14 protein-coding genes are annotated in these 16,780 nt (G+C 62.9%); 8 read left to right on the forward strand and 6 right to left on the reverse strand.

Annotated elements, in window-relative coordinates:
* Window positions 1-164: 164 nt before the first annotated feature.
* Window positions 165-2,342 carry a malate synthase G gene (locus J7E36_RS08265; protein WP_215001724.1) on the reverse strand — a complete coding sequence of 726 codons (2,178 nt, stop codon included), beginning with the start codon at window positions 2,340-2,342 and terminating at the stop codon, window positions 165-167.
* 452 nt (window positions 2,343-2,794) lie between these two features.
* On the opposite strand from J7E36_RS08265, the gene J7E36_RS08270 reads away from it, so the two are divergent.
* Window positions 2,795-3,313: a glycine cleavage system protein R gene (locus J7E36_RS08270; RefSeq protein WP_215001726.1), complete on the forward strand. Its 519-nt coding sequence runs from the start codon at window positions 2,795-2,797 to the stop codon at window positions 3,311-3,313.
* Window positions 3,314-3,530: 217 nt separating this feature from the next.
* Here the strand turns inward: J7E36_RS08270 and rarD are convergent, their stop codons facing one another.
* From rarD to J7E36_RS08295, 5 genes are all read right to left on the reverse strand, one after another.
* The gene (gene rarD, locus J7E36_RS08275; protein ID WP_215001728.1) at window positions 3,531-4,418 is read right to left on the reverse strand and encodes an EamA family transporter RarD; all 888 of its coding nucleotides are present in this window, start codon (window positions 4,416-4,418) and stop codon (window positions 3,531-3,533) included.
* A gap of 219 nt (window positions 4,419-4,637) precedes the next feature.
* Window positions 4,638-5,612: a serine/threonine protein kinase gene (locus tag J7E36_RS08280; protein ID WP_215001730.1), complete on the reverse strand. Its 975-nt coding sequence runs from the start codon at window positions 5,610-5,612 to the stop codon at window positions 4,638-4,640.
* Window positions 5,613-5,796: 184 nt separating this feature from the next.
* Window positions 5,797-7,701 (reverse strand): PhoX family protein, encoded by a 1,905-nt coding sequence (locus tag J7E36_RS08285; RefSeq protein ID WP_215001732.1) that lies wholly within the window; start codon window positions 7,699-7,701, stop codon window positions 5,797-5,799.
* Between the two features lie 66 nt (window positions 7,702-7,767).
* Complete coding sequence (locus tag J7E36_RS08290; RefSeq protein WP_215001734.1) at window positions 7,768-8,532, reverse strand: TOBE domain-containing protein; 765 nt, start codon at window positions 8,530-8,532, stop codon at window positions 7,768-7,770.
* A 57-nt stretch (window positions 8,533-8,589) separates the two neighbouring features.
* Window positions 8,590-9,330: a ComF family protein gene (locus tag J7E36_RS08295; protein WP_215001736.1), complete on the reverse strand. Its 741-nt coding sequence runs from the start codon at window positions 9,328-9,330 to the stop codon at window positions 8,590-8,592.
* A 90-nt stretch (window positions 9,331-9,420) separates the two neighbouring features.
* Here J7E36_RS08295 and bioB point away from each other — a divergent pair, with 90 nt between their 5' ends.
* From bioB to J7E36_RS08330, 7 genes are all read left to right on the forward strand, one after another.
* The gene (gene bioB, locus J7E36_RS08300) at window positions 9,421-10,476 is read left to right on the forward strand and encodes a biotin synthase BioB (protein ID WP_215001739.1); all 1,056 of its coding nucleotides are present in this window, start codon (window positions 9,421-9,423) and stop codon (window positions 10,474-10,476) included.
* Window positions 10,477-10,644: 168 nt separating this feature from the next.
* Window positions 10,645-11,823 (forward strand): 8-amino-7-oxononanoate synthase, encoded by a 1,179-nt coding sequence (bioF, locus tag J7E36_RS08305; protein WP_215001741.1) that lies wholly within the window; start codon window positions 10,645-10,647, stop codon window positions 11,821-11,823.
* A complete protein-coding gene (locus J7E36_RS08310; RefSeq protein WP_215001742.1) occupies window positions 11,816-12,547 on the forward strand; it encodes an alpha/beta fold hydrolase in 732 nt (243 codons plus the stop codon). Before bioF ends, J7E36_RS08310 begins: the two co-directional genes overlap by 8 nt.
* Window positions 12,540-13,352: a malonyl-ACP O-methyltransferase BioC gene (gene bioC, locus J7E36_RS08315; RefSeq protein ID WP_215001744.1), complete on the forward strand. Its 813-nt coding sequence runs from the start codon at window positions 12,540-12,542 to the stop codon at window positions 13,350-13,352. The genes J7E36_RS08310 and bioC overlap by 8 nt, the downstream gene beginning before the upstream one ends.
* Window positions 13,349-14,029 (forward strand): dethiobiotin synthase, encoded by a 681-nt coding sequence (gene bioD / locus J7E36_RS08320; protein WP_215001746.1) that lies wholly within the window; start codon window positions 13,349-13,351, stop codon window positions 14,027-14,029. Before bioC ends, bioD begins: the two co-directional genes overlap by 4 nt.
* Before the next feature lie 108 nt (window positions 14,030-14,137).
* The gene (locus J7E36_RS08325; protein ID WP_215001748.1) at window positions 14,138-14,434 is read left to right on the forward strand and encodes a pyrroloquinoline quinone biosynthesis protein PqqE; all 297 of its coding nucleotides are present in this window, start codon (window positions 14,138-14,140) and stop codon (window positions 14,432-14,434) included.
* Between the two features lie 276 nt (window positions 14,435-14,710).
* Window positions 14,711-16,516 (forward strand): phenylacyl-CoA dehydrogenase, encoded by a 1,806-nt coding sequence (locus J7E36_RS08330; RefSeq protein WP_215001750.1) that lies wholly within the window; start codon window positions 14,711-14,713, stop codon window positions 16,514-16,516.
* Window positions 16,517-16,780: the final 264 nt, after the last annotated feature.

Genomic DNA, 16,780 nt, shown 5'->3' on the forward strand with positions numbered 1-16,780 from the left:
CGCTCTGCGTGGGAACGCAGCCGGGGACGCTCTGCGTCCCAAAGCCGAACGCGGAGCGTCCGTTGCGGCGTGCCCACGCAAGCGTGGGCACGATCGATCAGCACAGCAAACAAAAAGCCCCGATCTTGCGATCAGGGCTTTTCCACGTCATCACCGCGGCTCGATCACAACCCGTTGGCCGCCTTGAACTCGCGACGCCGGCGGTGCAGCACCGGCTCGGTGTAGCCGTTAGGCTGCCGGGTGCCCTCGATCACCAGTTCGACCGCCGCCTGGAAGGCGATGTTGCTGTCGAAGTCCGGTGCCAGTGGATGGTACAGCGGGTCGCTGGCGTTCTGGCGGTCCACCACGGGCGCCATGCGCTTGAGGCTTTCCATCACCTGATCCTGCGTAACGATGCCGTGGCGCAGCCAGTTGGCGATGTGCTGGCTGGAAATACGCAGCGTCGCACGGTCTTCCATCAGGCCGATGTCGTTGATGTCCGGCACCTTGGAACAGCCGACGCCCTGGTCGATCCAGCGCACCACGTAGCCGAGGATGCCCTGGGCATTGTTGTCCAGCTCGTTTTTGATCTGCTCCGGCGTCCAGCTCGGGTTGACCGCCAGCGGGATGGTCAGGATGTCGTCCACCGAGGCGCGGGTACGCTTGGCCAGTTCGGCCTGGCGGGCGAACACGTTGACCTTGTGGTAGTGCAGCGCATGCAGCGCGGCGGCGGTCGGCGACGGTACCCATGCGGTGTTGGCGCCGGCCATCGGATGGGCGATCTTCTGCTCGATCATCGCCGCCATCAGGTCGGGCATGGCCCACATGCCCTTGCCGATTTGCGCGCGACCTTGCAGGCCGGTGCTCAAGCCGATGTCGACGTTCCAGTTCTCGTAAGCGGCGATCCACTTCTCGGCCTTCATGTCGGCCTTGCGCACCATCGGGCCGGCTTCCATGGAGGTGTGGATTTCGTCGCCGGTGCGGTCGAGGAAACCGGTATTGATGAACACCACACGCTCGCTGGCGGCTTTGATGCAGGCCTTGAGGTTGACCGTGGTCCGGCGCTCCTCGTCCATGATCCCGACCTTGAGGGTGTTGCGCGGCAGGTTCAGGACGTCTTCGACGCGACCAAACAGTTCGTTGGTGAACGCGGCTTCTTCCGGGCCGTGCATCTTCGGCTTGACGATGTACACCGAGCCGGTGCGGCTGTTGCGCCGCGAAGTGTTGCCGTTGAGGCTGTGGATCGCCGCCAGGCTGGTGACCAGGCCATCGAGGATACCTTCCGGCACTTCGTGGCCGTCTTTGTCCAGGATCGCGTCGATGGTCATCAGGTGACCGACGTTGCGCACGAACAGCAGCGAGCGACCGTGCAACGACAGGCTCGAGCCGTCGACAGCGGTGTATTGGCGGTCAGGGTTCATGGTGCGGGTAAACGTCTGCCCGCCCTTGGCCACCTGTTCCGACAGATCGCCCTTCATCAGGCCGAGCCAGTTGCGATAGATCACCACTTTGTCATCGGCATCGACGGCGGCGACCGAGTCTTCGCAGTCCATGATGGTGGTCAGCGCGGCTTCCATCAGGATGTCTTTGACGCCGGCGGCATCGGTCTGGCCGACCGGGGTGCTGGCATCGATCTGGATTTCGAAGTGCAGGCCGTTGTGTTTAAGCAACACGGCGGGCGGCGCCGAGGCCTCGCCCTGGAAACCGATCAGTTGGGCGTCGTCGCGCAGGCCGCTGTTGCTGCCGCCCTGGAGAGCGACCACCAGTTTGCCGTCGACGATTTTGTAAGCGGTGGAATCGACGTGGGAGCCAGCTGCCAGGGGCGCGGCCTCGTCGAGGAAGGCACGGGCGAAGGCGATGACCTTGTCGCCGCGAATCTTGTTGTAGCCTTTGCCCTTTTCTGCGCCATCGGCTTCGCTGATGGCATCGGTGCCGTACAGCGCGTCGTACAACGAACCCCAGCGGGCGTTCGAGGCGTTGAGGGCGAAGCGGGCATTCATCACCGGCACCACCAGCTGCGGGCCGGCCATGCGGGCGATTTCGTCATCGACGTTCTGGGTCGTGGCCTGGAAATCCGCCGCTTCTGGCAGCAGGTATCCGATGTCTTGCAGGAAGGCTTTGTAAGCCACGGCATCAAAGGCCTGGCCGGCCCTCGACTGGTGCCAGGCATCGATACGAGCCTGGAAATCGTCGCGTTTGGCGAGTAGGGCTTTGTTCTTCGGCGCCAGGTCATGAATGACCTTGTCAGCACCGGCCCAGAACGCATCGGCGGTGAGACCGGTTCCGGGAATGGCTTCGTTATTCACGAAGTCGAACAGGACTTTGGCGACCTGCAGGCCACCGACTTGAACGTGTTCAGTCATTGCTTGCCTCACTCTGCTCAGCATTTCGCTTTTCAGCTCTTCGATTTTGACAATGAAGCCTCGGGACATTTAAACCACAAACCCCGAAACCAGTACATGCCATCGCTGGCGGCTGGGTGGGACCTATCACGGGCTTTTGGCCTTGCTGACGGGGCTTTCAGGGATGCGACTGTGCCTTAAGCAGACATCGGTCCAACGTTATGTAGTGCGCGCTGCGGCATACTACATGATCAACTGCGGTTGTGAAAATCAGACTAAATGCGTCGTTCCGCGACCGACTAAAGCAGTACGGTCACGACGAGAAATGAGATGTTCTCAAAAAACAGATGGATTGTTCCAGATAAATCTCGAAACTTGTACACGATCATCCGACAAGCAACAGTCTTACTCTCAGAGAAGTAAGACTTCATCCCTTGCCTATACTCCTCCTTTCACCACAAGAGGGCTGCGCCATGGACCATCTCGTCATCACCGTTTTTGCCCCGGACAAGCCCGGGCAGGTCGAGCGCATCGCCCAATGCATCGCCGAGCATGGCGGTAACTGGCTGGAAAGCCGCATGTCGCATCTGGCCGGGCAATTTGCCGGGATTCTGCGGCTCAGCGTCCCGGCCGAATCCCACGAAGAATTGGTCGAAGCCTTGCAGGGGCTGTCGACCCAAGGCATTCGCGTGCTGATTGCGCAAAGCACGATCGAAGAGTCCTGCAGTTGGAAACCTATCGCCATGGAACTGGTGGGCAACGACCGTCCTGGCATCGTGCGGGATATCACCCGGTTGTTGAGTGAGCAAGGGGTCAATGTCGAGCGTCTGGTGACCCGAGTCGGACCGGCACCGATGAGCAGCCAATTGCTGTTTCACGCTGAAGCGATGCTGGGGGTCCCGCTGACCCTGTCGCTGGACACTTTGCAGGAACGCCTGGAAACCCTGGCCGATGAATTGATGGTAGAGCTCAAACTCAGCGACGAAGCGTAGTGCGGGTTATCCAAGGAAAAGCTGCGCCTGCCTGTGGATAACCTGTAGAGACCCGCCGCCAGCCCAAGCGCGCCGGGCCTCAGCCGGTAATGGTCAAAAAATCACCAGTTATCAAGGGCTTGTGCACAAACGGCGGGGATCACGTTGTGGATAACCTTGGGAAGGATCCACGCAGGCCACGGCTGCCGTGGTCTGCAGAGGGTTGTGCGTTTTTTGATCAGTTGCGCCGGCGCATGCTGACCACGGCATCGACGCTGTACACCGCGAGCCCGACCCAGATGAACAGGAACGCCATCAGGGTGCTGGACGACAGGTGCTCGTCGAACAGCAGCACCGCCAGCAACAGCACCAGTGTCGGTGCGATGTACTGGAGAAATCCCAACGTGGTGTAGGGCAAATGCCGGGCGGCAGCGTTGAAGCACACCAGCGGAACCAGCGTCACCGGGCCGGCTGCCACCAGCCACCAGGCTTCGGAGGTGGTCCAGAAGGCGGCCTGGGCACTGGTGGCCGTCGGATTGAACAGCAGCCAGGCCACGGCGATCGGCACCAGCATCCAGGTTTCCACCACCAGCCCCGGCAAGGCCTTGACCGGCGCCTGCTTGCGGATCAGTCCGTAGAAACCGAAGGTCAGCGCCAGCACCAGCGAGACCCACGGCAGGCTGCCCACTTGCCAGACCTGCTGCGCCACGCCAATGGCGGCCAACGCCACCGCGAGCCACTGCATGCGCCGCAGCCGCTCACCCAGGAGCAACATGCCCAGCAATACATTCACCAGTGGATTGATGTAGTACCCCAGGCTCGCTTCGAGCATGCGCCCATTGTTCACCGACCAGACATAGGTCAGCCAGTTGGCCGCGATCAGTGAACCGCTCAGGGCCAGGATCGCCAGCCGGCGTGGATTATCGCGCAGTTCACGCCACCAGCCCGGATGTTTCCAGACCAGCAGCAACAACGAACCGAACAGCGCCGACCACAGCACCCGGTGGACGATGATTTCCACGGAGGGCACGCTGGCGATGGCTTTGAAGTAGAGGGGGAACAATCCCCAGATGATGTAGGCACTCAGGCCCAGGATGTACCCGCGACGCGGGTTGGCGGCTTGCATGCAGAATCCTTGCTCAGGCAGCTGACAAAGGCGTGATTGTAAGTAGATTTGTCAGGTTGGGGGTGAACCTTTGTGAGCGGTCCGCCGCAGTCCCCTGTGGGAGCGAGCCTGCTCGCGATTGCGGTGGTGCAGGCAACATCATCATCGCCTGGCCTACCGCTATCGCGAGCAGGCTCGCTCCCACAATGGGGTCAGTCGGGGACGGCTGGGCAGCGCTCGTCAGAACAACCGCAACGGCTCTTCATTCAGCGCGGCCAACTGCTCGCGCAATGCCAATACCTGATCGCCCCAGTAACGTTCGCTGCCAAACCACGGAAAGCTGCGGGGGAAGGCCGGGTCGTCCCAGCGTCGCGCCAGCCAGGCGCTGTAGTGCATCAGGCGCAGGGCACGCAGGGGCTCGATCAGCGCCAGCTCCCGTGGGTCGAAGTCATGAAATTCCTGGTAGCCGTCCATCAGTTCCGACAACTGCCCCAGGCATTCCTGGCGGTCACCGGCGAGCATCATCCACAGGTCCTGCACCGCCGGGCCCATGCGGCAGTCGTCGAGGTCGACGATGTGGAACATTTCATCGCGACACATCATGTTGCCGGGGTGGCAGTCACCGTGCATGCGGATGTTCTGGTGTGGCGTGGCGGCGTAGACCTCTTCGACGCGCTTGAGCAGGTCCCTGGCGACTGACTCGTAGGCCGGCAGCAGGCTGCGCGGGACGAAGCCGCTGTCCAGCACCGTGGCCAGCGAATCGTGGCCAAAATTCTTCACGCCCAGGGCTTCGCGATGTTCGAACGGACGGGTGGCGCCCACCGCATGCAAACGTCCGAGCAGTTGCCCGAGGCGATAGAGTTGGTCGAGGTTACCCGGCTCCGGCGCGCGGCCGCCGCGACGAGGAAACAGGGTAAAGCGAAACCCGGCGTGCTCGTGCAGGCTGGCGCCGTTATGGATCAGCGGCGCCACCACCGGCACTTCGCAGTCAGCCAGTTCGAAGGTGAAGCGGTGCTCTTCCAGGATCGCTTCGTTGGTCCAGCGCGCGGGGCGGTAGAACTTGGCGATCAGCGGTTCGCCGTCTTCGATGCCAACTTGATAGACACGGTTTTCGTAGCTGTTGAGGGCCAACACCCGGGCGTCGCTGAGGAAGCCAATGCTTTCAACGGCATCGAGCACCAGGTCGGGCGTGAGGGTTTCAAACGGATGGGACATGCTGACTCCTGCGCAGCGGCAGGGCTGCCGCGTCCGGCCCAGCATGGTAGCGCAAAGCAGTCTGGATGATGCAGTGATCGTTCCCACGCTTTGCGTGGGAACGCCGCTTGTGACGCTCCGCGTTACGCTTTGGGACGCGGAGCGTCCCCGGCTGCATTCCCACGCAGAGCGTGGGAACGATCAGTCAGGCACCGATGATGCCACCGTCCTCACGGGTAATCGCCATCACCGACGAACGCGGCTTGCCGCTGGGCAGGTGCTCGGGGAAGGTCGAGCCGCCGTTTTCCCCTGGGTGCTGGATCCCGACGAACAGGGTCTTCTGGTCCGGTGCGAAACTGATGCCGGTCACCTCGCAGCCCACCGGTCCGACCATGAAACGGCGGATTTCCCCGCTGTTGGGGTCGGCGCAGAGCATCTGGTTGTTGCCCATGCCGGCAAAGTCGCCGGCGTTGCTGGCGTCGCCGTCGGTGAGGATCCACAGCCGGCCGGCCTTGTCGAAGCCCAGGCCATCGGGGCTGTTGAACATGTTTTGCGCATTGATGTTCGACGACCCGGCCTTCGGCGTACCGGCGTGGACCGTCGGGTTGCCGGCGACCACGAACAGGTCCCAATCGAAGGTCTTGGAAGCGTGGTCGTCGCGACTGGTGCGCCAGCGCAGGATCTGCCCGTAGACGTTCTTGGCCCGCGGGTTCGGCCCGCCGACGGGTTGGCCGTCTTCGCCGCGCTTGGCGTTGTTGGTCAGGGTGCAGTAGACCTGGCCGTCTTTCGGGCTGACCACGATCCACTCCGGACGGTCCATGCGCGTGGCGCCCACGGCACTGGCGGCCAGGCGCGCATGGATCAGGATCTCGGCCTGGTCGGCGAAACCGCTGCTGGCGTCCAGGCCGTTCTTGCCATGGGTCAGCTCGATCCACTGGCCCTTGCCTTTGGGATGGTCCGGGTTGCCGTCACCGGCATCGAAGCGCGCCACGTACAAGGTGCCGTGGTCCAGCAGGTTGCGGTTGGCCTTGGCGTTGCGCGGGTTGATGCGTTCGCGGCTGACGAATTTGTAGATGAACTCACCGCGTTCGTCGTCGCCCATGTACACCACGGCGCGACCGTCATTGGTCTGGGCCAGGGCGGCGTTTTCGTGTTTGAAGCGACCCAGGGCGGTGCGTTTCACCGGCGTGGAATCCGGATCGAACGGATCGATTTCCACCACCCAACCGTGGCGATTGAGTTCATTGGGGTTCTTCGCCAGGTCGAAGCGCGGGTCGTACAGGTGCCAGTTGATCTCGCGGCTGGTGACCGTGGCGCCGTAGCGCTTTTGCGCTTCGTCGAAAGACAGGTCCGGCTTGCTGCTGCCGAAGCAATCGGTGAAGTTTTCCTCGCAAGTCAGGTAAGTGCCCCATGGCGTCATGCCGTTGGCGCAGTTCTGGAACGTACCGAGGACTTTCTTGCCGCTCTTGTCGGCGCTGGTCTTCAGCAGATCATGGCCGGCGGCCGGGCCGCGCAGGCGAATCGGCGTGTTGCCGTGGATCCTGCGGTTGTAGCGCGATTCCTGGACGAACTGCCACTGGCCGCTGCGACGCCGCTGGACCTCGATCACCGACACGCCTTCGCTGGCCTGGGCCTTGTGCACGTCCTCGGCCGACTGCGGTTGTCCGCCGTGGGCGAAGAGGTAGCGGTAGTTGGTGTATTCGTTGTTGATCGCCATCAGCGCCCGGTTGTTGTCACCGGGGAACGGGAACAGGCTCATGCCGTCGTTGTTGTCACCAAACTGCATTTCCTGGGCGCGGGCGGTGCCGTTGCCGCTGGGATCGAACGCCGGTGCGTTTTTTTGCAGCGGCTGGCCCCAACTGATCAGCACCGAGGATGTGTAACCTGGCGGCAAGGTGATGGTGTCGGTGGTCGCCGCGGCAATGCTCTTGAAACCCAGCAGCCGGCTGCTGCCTTCGCTCACCGCCGCCGCCAGCACGCTGCGACTCAGCAGGTTGCCGCCCAGGAACATCGCCGCGCCGCACAGGGCGCCTGCACTGATGAAGCCGCGACGGCTGAGGCCGACGATCTTTTCCAGGTCGGTGGATTGGTTTTCTTCTAATAGGCTCATTTCAGGCTCCCTGCTGGTTTTGGCAGTCACCTTAAAGCGGGACGATGAAACTATTGTTGCAGCGCGCTACAGCGGCGTGCCGAGCAGCACCTGAGTGGGCGAAAACACCACTTGCACCGCTGAGCCAACCTCCAGGTTTCGTTCGCGCAATTGCAGCGGATCGGCCAGGGCGCACAGGGTCTGGCCGTTGGGCAGGCCGATCCGTACTTCACTGGGGCCGTTTTCAGCGGCGGTGACCTGCTCGATCAGGCCTTGCAGCGTATTGTTTCCCGCTGTTGCCGGTTGCCCGACAGGGTGAAGGTCCAGCCAACCCGCCTTGATCAGGGCCACCACTTCGGTGCCGATCGCCAGTTCCAGGCGGACCGTGCTGTCGTGGGTAATCTGTGCGTCGATGACCAGGCCCCGGGCCAGCTCCAGAGCGATCCGGTCGTTATGGCCGATGGCCTTGATCCCGAGGACTTTGCCGTGCAACTGGTTGCGCGCGCTGGTGCGCAGCATCAGGCGGCTGAGCAGGCCCAGGTCCCCGGCGTCTTCGCTCGCTTCGAGCAACTGCGCCTGCAAGGCTTGGAGGCGCACGTACAGGCGCAGCACCCGCTGGCCTTCCTCGGATAACCTGGCGCCGCCACCGCCCTTGCCGCCGACGCTGCGTTCCACCAACGGTTGCTCTGCCAGGTTGTTCAACTCATCGATGGCGTCCCACGCCGCCTTGTAGCTCAGGCCTGCGCTTTTTGCCGCGCGGGTGATCGAGCCTTGTTCGGCGATGTGCTGCAACAGCGCAATGCGTTGTGGGCGACGAACGATGTGTTGGGTCAGCAGCGTGGGCAATGACATGATGAAAAACTGCGTGCAAGGATGATGGGCCGACGTTGGCGGCTTGGGCGTGGCGCGTCAAGTCGGCTCCGCAGGTTTTGGCGTACGGGCCAGGCAATACACATCGACCCGTGCCGCGCCGGCATCCAGCAGCAGCCGTGCCAGGGCCTGGGCGGTGGCGCCGGTGGTGAGCACATCGTCCACCAGTGCCAGGTGACGGTTGCGCAGTGTTGCGTCAGGTGCCAAGGCGAAGGCCTGGCGCAGGTTTTGCCGTCGCGCCCTGGCATCGAGTGCCTGTTGGGCGGGGGTGTCCTGGATGCGTTGCAGCAGGTGTTCCTCGCTGGGGATCTCCAGCGCCTTGCTGAGCCAGCGGGCCAGCAGGGCCGCCTGGTTGAAGCCCCGTTGCCGCAAGCGCCGGGCCGCCAGCGGCACCGGCACCAGCGCATCGGGCCGTTCCAGTCCTTCGTCGAACTGGTGCTGCAGCGACTGCGCCAACAGCTCGCCCATCAGCCGTCCAAGGGGCCATTTGGCTTGATGCTTGAAACGGGTGATCAGGCTGTCCACCGGGAAATCGTAGGCCCAGGGCGCCAGCACCCGCTCGAAGGCCGGCGGTCGCGCAGCGCATTGTCCACAGCGCAGCCCGGCCATGGGCAGCGGCAGGGCGCAGACGCTGCAGTGATCGCCAAGCCAGGGCAGTTCGCTTTCGCAAGGGGTGCAGATGGGTTGGGGCGTATCGGTGGTGTCGCCACAGAGCAAGCATGATTGTTTGTTTTTTAACCAGATGTAAACCGCTCCATCGTATCGTGGTTGACAGCGCATGACTCTTCCTTAAATATGCCGAACATCCGTGTCGCGCCTGTGGGTATTGGCTACCCGAGGCGCCAGCCAAGCATAATCAAGGAATTGCCCATGAGCGCCAGCACCACTGCCAACCTGCGTCATGACTGGTCTTTGGCCGAAGTCAAAGCACTCTTCGTCCAGCCATTCAATGACCTGCTGTTCCAGGCGCAGACCGTGCACCGCGCGCACTTCGACGCCAACCGCGTCCAGGTGTCCACGCTGCTGTCGATCAAGACCGGCGCCTGCCCGGAAGATTGCAAATATTGTCCGCAGTCGGGTCACTACAACACCGGGCTGGATAAAGAGAAATTGCTCGAAGTGCAAAAGGTCCTCGAAGAGGCCGCCCGCGCCAAGGCCATCGGTTCGACCCGTTTCTGCATGGGCGCGGCGTGGAAGCATCCGTCGGCCAAGGACATGCCTTACGTGCTGGAGATGGTCAAGGGCGTGAAGGCCATGGGCCTGGAAACCTGCATGACCCTGGGTCGCCTCGACCAGGAGCAGACCGAAGCGCTGGCCCAGGCCGGCCTGGACTATTACAACCACAACCTCGACACCTCGCCGGAGTTCTACGGCAGCATCATCACCACCCGCACCTACGGCGAGCGCCTGCAAACCCTGGCCTACGTGCGTGATTCGGGGATGAAGATCTGCTCCGGCGGCATCCTCGGCATGGGCGAATCCCTGGACGACCGCGCCAACCTGCTGATCCAGCTGGCAAACCTGCCGGAGCACCCGGAGTCGGTGCCGATCAACATGCTGGTCAAGGTCGCCGGTACGCCACTGGAGAATGCCGAGGACGTCGATCCGTTCGATTTCATCCGCATGCTTGCCGTGGCGCGGATCCTCATGCCCAAGTCCCATGTGCGCCTGTCCGCCGGTCGTGAAGCAATGAACGAGCAGATGCAGGCCCTGGCGTTCCTGGCCGGGGCGAACTCGATTTTCTACGGTGACAAACTGCTGACCACTGCCAACCCCCAGGCCGACAAGGACATGCAACTGTTCGCACGCCTGGGCATCCAGCCCGAAGCCCGCGAAGAACATGCCGACGAAGTGCACCAGGCGGCTATCGAGCAGGCGCTGGTGGAGCAGAAGAGCAGCGAGCAGTTTTATAACGCGGCGGTTTGATCATTCACCGATTTTCTTGTTTGGAATGCGGGACCCTGTGGGAGCGAGCCTGCTCGCGATAGCGATAGAACATTCAATCTTTAGTCGAATGACACACCGCCATCGCGAGCAGGCTCGCTCCCACAGGGGAATCCATTCAGTCTTTAAACAGTGTCACCCGAGGCCTGCATGCCCTTCGATCTCGCCGCACGCCTGGCTGCCCGTCGTGCCGATAACCTCTATCGCCAGCGCCCGTTGCTCGAAAGCCCGCAAGGGCCGGACGTGTTGGTGGACGGCCAGCCGTTGCTGGCGTTCTGCAACAACGACTACCTGGGTTTGGCGAATCACCCGCAGGTGATCGAAGCCTGGCGCGCCGGCGCGGCGCGTTGGGGCGTCGGTGGCGGGGCGTCCCATCTGGTGATCGGCCACAGCAGCCCTCATCACGCCTTGGAAGAAGCCTTGGCCGACCTGACCGGTCGCCCACGGGCGTTGCTGTTCACCACCGGCTACATGGCCAACCTCGGCGCGGTCACCGCGCTGGTGGGGCAGGGCGACACCGTGCTGCAAGACCGGCTCAATCACGCCTCGCTGCTCGACGCCGGGCTGCTGTCGGGTGCGCGTTTCAACCGTTACCTGCACAACGATGCCCGGAGCCTGGCCCATCGCCTGGAGAAAGCCATCGGCAATACCCTGGTGGTCACCGATGGCGTGTTCAGCATGGACGGCGACATCGCCGACCTGCCGGCCCTGGCCCGGGAAGCCAAGGCCAAGGGCGCCTGGCTGATGGTTGACGATGCCCACGGTTTTGGCCCGCTGGGCGCCAAGGGTGGCGGCGTGGTCGAGCACTTCGGCTTGAGCCCGGACGACGTGCCGGTGCTGGTGGGCACCTTGGGCAAAGCCTTCGGCACCGCCGGGGCGTTCGTGGCCGGCAGCGAGGAACTGATCGAGAGCCTGATCCAGTTCGCCCGCCCCTACATCTACACAACGAGCCAACCGCCGGCCCTGGCCTGTGCCACGCTCAAGAGCCTTGAACTGCTGCGCAGCGAGCATTGGCGGCGCGAGCACTTGCAGGGGCTGATCCGCCAGTTCCGCCAGGGTGCCGAACAGATCGGCCTGCAATTGATGGACAGTTTCACGCCGATCCAGCCGATCCTGATCGGCGATGCGGGACGGGCGATGCGCCTGTCGCAGATGCTGCGCGAACGCGGGCTGATGGTCACCGCGATCCGCCCGCCCACCGTGCCGGCCGGTAGCGCCCGTCTGCGCGTGACCCTGACCGCCGCCCACAGCGAAGCCCAGGTGCAGCGTTTGTTGGAGGCGTTGGCCGAGTGCTTTGCTCGATTGGACACGGAGCCAAGCCATGCGTGATCGACTGGTATTGCTGCCCGGCTGGGGCTTGGGCATTTCACCGCTGGAGCCGCTGGCGGCCGCGCTGCATGGGCTCGACGAACACCTGCGGGTGGAAATCGAACCCTTGCCGGCGCTGGTATCGAATGATCCCAACGAGTGGCTCGACGAGTTGGACGCCGTCGTGCCCCAGGATGCCTGGCTGGGCGGTTGGTCCCTCGGCGGCATGCTTGCCTCGGCGCTGGCGGCACGACGGGGCGAGCGTTGCTGTGGTCTGCTGACCCTGGCGAGCAATGCCGTGTTCGTTGCCCATGAGCAATGGCCGAGCGCGATGGCGGGCGAAACCTTCGCCGGGTTTCTCGCCGGGTGTGCAGGCGATCCACGCCAGACCCTCAAACGTTTCAGTTTGTTGTGCGCCCAGGGCTGCGGCGATCCGCGTGGCTTGTCGCGGTTGCTGCTGGCCGGTGCGCCGAACACGTCGCCCGAGGTGTTGCTGGCCGGGCTGCACGTGCTGGCGCAACTGGATACCCGCGCCGCGTTGCAGAGTTTCCGGGGCCCGCAACTGCATCTGTTTGCCGGGCTCGACGCCTTGGTGCCGGCCGAAGCGGCGGGCGAATTGCTCGCACTGCTGCCGGATGTCGAAATCGGCCTGATCGAACAGGCCGGCCACGGATTCCTTCTGGAAGACCCCCACGGTGTGGCGGGGGCGATCCAGGCTTTCTTGCATGAGTCCGGTGATGACTGATTTGTCTCTTCCCCCATTGCCCGGTGCCTTGCCGGACAAGCGCCAGGTGGCCGCTTCGTTTTCCCGGGCAGCGACCAGCTACGACAGCGTGGCCGAGTTGCAGCGCGACGTCGGCCAGCAGTTGCTGGAGCGGCTGCCGTCGTCACTCACCCCGCAACGTTGGCTGGACCTGGGCTGTGGCACCGGGTATTTCACCCGGGCATTGGGCGCGCGTTTCGGTGCGACCAATGGCATGGCGCTGGATATCGCCGAAGGCATGCTCAACCACGCCCGTGCGAAAGGCGGCGCTGCGCATTTCATCGCCGGTGACGCCGAGCGGCTGCCGTTGCAGGCGTCGAGCTGCGAACTGGTGTTTTCCAGCCTGGCGGTGCAGTGGTGCGCGGATTTTGCGTCGGTGTTGAGTGAGGCCCGGCGTGTCTTGAAACCGGGTGGGGTACTGGCCTTTACCAGCCTTTGCGTCGGGACCTTGTACGAATTGCGCGACAGCTGGCGTCAGGTGGATGGCCTGGTGCACGTCAACCGTTTCCGCGGGTTCGACACGTATCAGCAGCTGTGCGCGGCCAGCGGGTTGAAGGTCGTGCGTCTTGAAAACCGACCCCATGTGTTGCATTACCCCGAGGTGCGCAGCTTGACTCATGAATTGAAAGCATTGGGCGCGCACAATCTGAACCCGGGTCGGCCCGGTGGGTTGACGGGTCGGGCGCGGATCCTGGCGCTGGTTGAGGCCTACGAGCAATTTCGCCAGGCGCAGGGGCTGCCGGCGACTTACCAGGTGGTCTACGCCGTTTTGGAGAAACCGCTATGAGCCAGGCCTATTTCATCACCGGCACTGATACTGACGTAGGCAAGACCACGGTCGCGGCGGGGTTGCTGCACGCCGCACGACAGGCCGGCAGGAGCACCGCCGCCGGCAAGCCCGTGGCCTCCGGTTGCGAGGTGACGCCCAAAGGCCTGCGCAACGCCGACGCCCTGGCGTTGCTGGCAGAGTGTTCGCTGCCGCTTGAATATGCGCAGGTCAATCCCGTGGCGTTCGAGCCGGCCATCGCGCCGCACCTGGCCGCCCGTGAGGCGGGCGTGGCGTTGACGGTACAGTCGTTGCTGAGGCCGATGCGCGACGTGCTGGCCCTGGAGGCCGATTTCACCCTGATCGAAGGCGCGGGCGGTTGGCGCGTACCGCTGGCCGGTCAGGACAATCTCTCCGACCTGGCAATGGCCCTGGGCCTGCCAGTGATTCTGGTGGTGGGCGTGCGCCTGGGCTGCATCAGCCATGCGCTGCTGACCGCCGAGGCCATCGCCCGGGACGGCCTGCAACTGGCCGGTTGGGTGGCGAACATCATCGACCCCAGGACATCGCGCCTGGAAGAGAACCTGGCCACCCTGGCCGAACGCCTCCCGGCGCCCTGCCTGGGCCGAGTACCGAGAATCAAAGGGGTGACGGCTGAAGTCGTGGCCACCCATCTGCATCTGGAGCTGCTGGATTAGGGTTTACCCTATGACAGGGCAGTGTGCCATTAGTGTTTTTGTCGGGCCTTTTCCCGGGGCTTCTGATTCAATGGCCGCTGTCGACCCTTCAAGAAGACGAGTTCTGCCATGCAAATCTCTGGAAATACCGCGTTCTATGCCGGTCTGAGCACCCTCCAGACGGGGCAGAACCGTGTCGATCAGGCGGCTGGCCAGATCGCCAGCAACACGATCGAGCGTTCGCTCATCAGTCAGTCATCCGAGGTCCAGGCCGATCGCCTGCGTTCGGTCGATCGCAGCCAACAGTCGGACGTGGCGGCCAACATGGTGGAAATGGCCCAAGGCAAATTCCAGGTGCAACTGGGTGTGAACGTCGCCAAGGCGTCCGACAAAATGCTCGGTACGTTGATCGATACATTCGCCTGACGCCTCTACACCGGATTGACCAAAGCGCCGCGATTGTTCGCGGCGTTTCTGTCTCTAAGGTCTTCTTGCTCAACTAATCTTTTCCTACGCACGTCGTGAGTCTTCTACCGCGATGGATCTGTCGTGTCTGACATTTTCTCAAGGCGATGACGAATGGCAAAAGATCGGCCCTTGACAAGGATTGGGCGTAAACGTATGTTTCAAACAACTGTTTGACCGTCACAACAAATCCACGCGGTCGTTCATTCCCGGTTACATCAGCAGAGGTTTATCGCTATGCCTGACTACAAGGCCCCCTTGCGTGATATTCGCTTCGTTCGTGACGAACTGCTTGGCTATGAAGCGCATTATCAGAGCCTTCCGGCTTGCCAGGACGCCACTCCGGACATGGTTGACGCCATTCTCGAAGAGGGCGCCAAGTTTTGTGAGCAGGTGCTGGCGCCGCTGAACCGCGTGGGTGACATCGAAGGCTGCACCTGGAGCGAATCCGGGGTGAAAACCCCGACCGGCTTCAAGGAAGCCTACAAGCAATTCGTCGAAGGCGGCTGGCCAAGCCTGGCCCACGACGTCGAGCATGGTGGCCAAGGCCTGCCGGAGTCCCTGGGCCTGGCGGTCAGTGAAATGGTCGGCGAAGCCAACTGGTCGTGGGGCATGTACCCAGGCCTGTCCCATGGCGCGATGAACACCATTTCCGAGCACGGTACGCCCGAGCAGCAAGAGGCTTACCTGACCAAGCTGGTTTCCGGCGAATGGACCGGCACCATGTGCCTGACCGAACCGCATTGCGGCACCGACCTGGGCATGCTGCGCACCAAGGCCGAGCCTCAGGCCGACGGTTCCTACAAGGTTTCCGGCACCAAGATCTTCATCTCGGCCGGTGAACACGACATGGCCGATAACATCGTTCACATCGTTCTGGCCCGCCTGCCGGATGCACCGGCTGGCACCAAGGGGATCTCGCTGTTCATCGTGCCGAAATTCCTGCCCAACGCTGACGGTACCGTCGGCCAGCGCAACGCGGTGAGCTGTGGTTCCCTGGAACACAAGATGGGTATCCACGGCAACGCCACCTGCGTGATGAACTTCGACGCGGCCACCGGTTACCTGATCGGCCCGGCGAACAAAGGCCTGAACTGCATGTTCACTTTCATGAACACCGCACGCCTGGGCACCGCGCTGCAGGGCCTGGCCCACGCCGAGATCGGCTTCCAGGGCGGCCTGAAGTATGCCCGTGATCGTCTGCAGATGCGTTCCCTGACCGGTCCGAAAGCACCGGACAAGGCGGCTGATCCGATCATCGTGCACCCTGACGTGCGTCGCATGCTGCTGACCATGAAGGCCTTCGCCGAAGGTAACCGGGCGATGGTGTACTTCACCGCCAAGCAGGTTGACATCGTCAAATACGGCGTCGATGAAGAAGAGAAGAAAAAGGCCGATGCGCTGCTGGCGTTCATGACCCCGATCGCCAAGGCGTTCATGACTGAAGTCGGCTTCGAAGCGGCCAACCATGGCGTGCAGATCTACGGCGGCCACGGTTTCATCGCCGAGTGGGGCATGGAGCAGAACGTTCGTGACAGCCGTATTTCGATGCTGTACGAAGGCACCACCGGTATCCAGGCGCTCGACCTGCTGGGCCGCAAGGTGTTGATGACCCAGGGCGAAGCGCTCAAGGGCTTCACCAAGATCGTCCACAAGTTCTGCCAGAGCAACGAAGGCAACGAAGCAGTCAAAGAGTTCGTCGGCCCGCTGGCTGCACTGAACAAGGAGTGGGGCGAGCTGACCATGAAAGTCGGCATGGCCGCCATGAAGGACCGCGAAGAAGTCGGCGCGGCGTCGGTGGACTACCTGATGTACTCCGGCTATGCCTGCCTGGCTTACTTCTGGGCCGACATGGCGCGCCTGGCAGCGGAAAAACTCGCCGCCGGCACCACCGAGGAGGCGTTCTACACCGCCAAGCTGCAGACCGCGCGCTTCTACTTCCAGCGCATCCTGCCGCGCACCCGCACTCACGTCGCAACCATGCTGTCGGGCGCCAACAACCTGATGGACATGAAAGAAGAAGACTTCGCGCTGGGCTACTAAGCCTTACGCGGTGCTTCGCCAGAGCCGCTGCGTTCTCCGGAACGCAGCGGCTTTTTCATGCCCGCTGTAAAAAAACCTGTGGGAGCGGGCTTGCTCGCGGAAGGGTCGTTTCAGGCAGCACGTAGGTAACAGAGACACCGCCTTCGTGAGCATGCCCGCTCCCACAGGGTATCGGTGTGATCCTGAAACAATATTCATCCAGCCGGGCCTTAAGAAAACTTTCCCTCCTGCCGTTACAGCGATGGCAGTGTGACATCTGTCACA

The organism is Pseudomonas fluorescens (genome assembly GCF_018614775.1).
Taxonomy (GTDB): domain Bacteria; phylum Pseudomonadota; class Gammaproteobacteria; order Pseudomonadales; family Pseudomonadaceae; genus Aquipseudomonas; species Aquipseudomonas fluorescens_BY.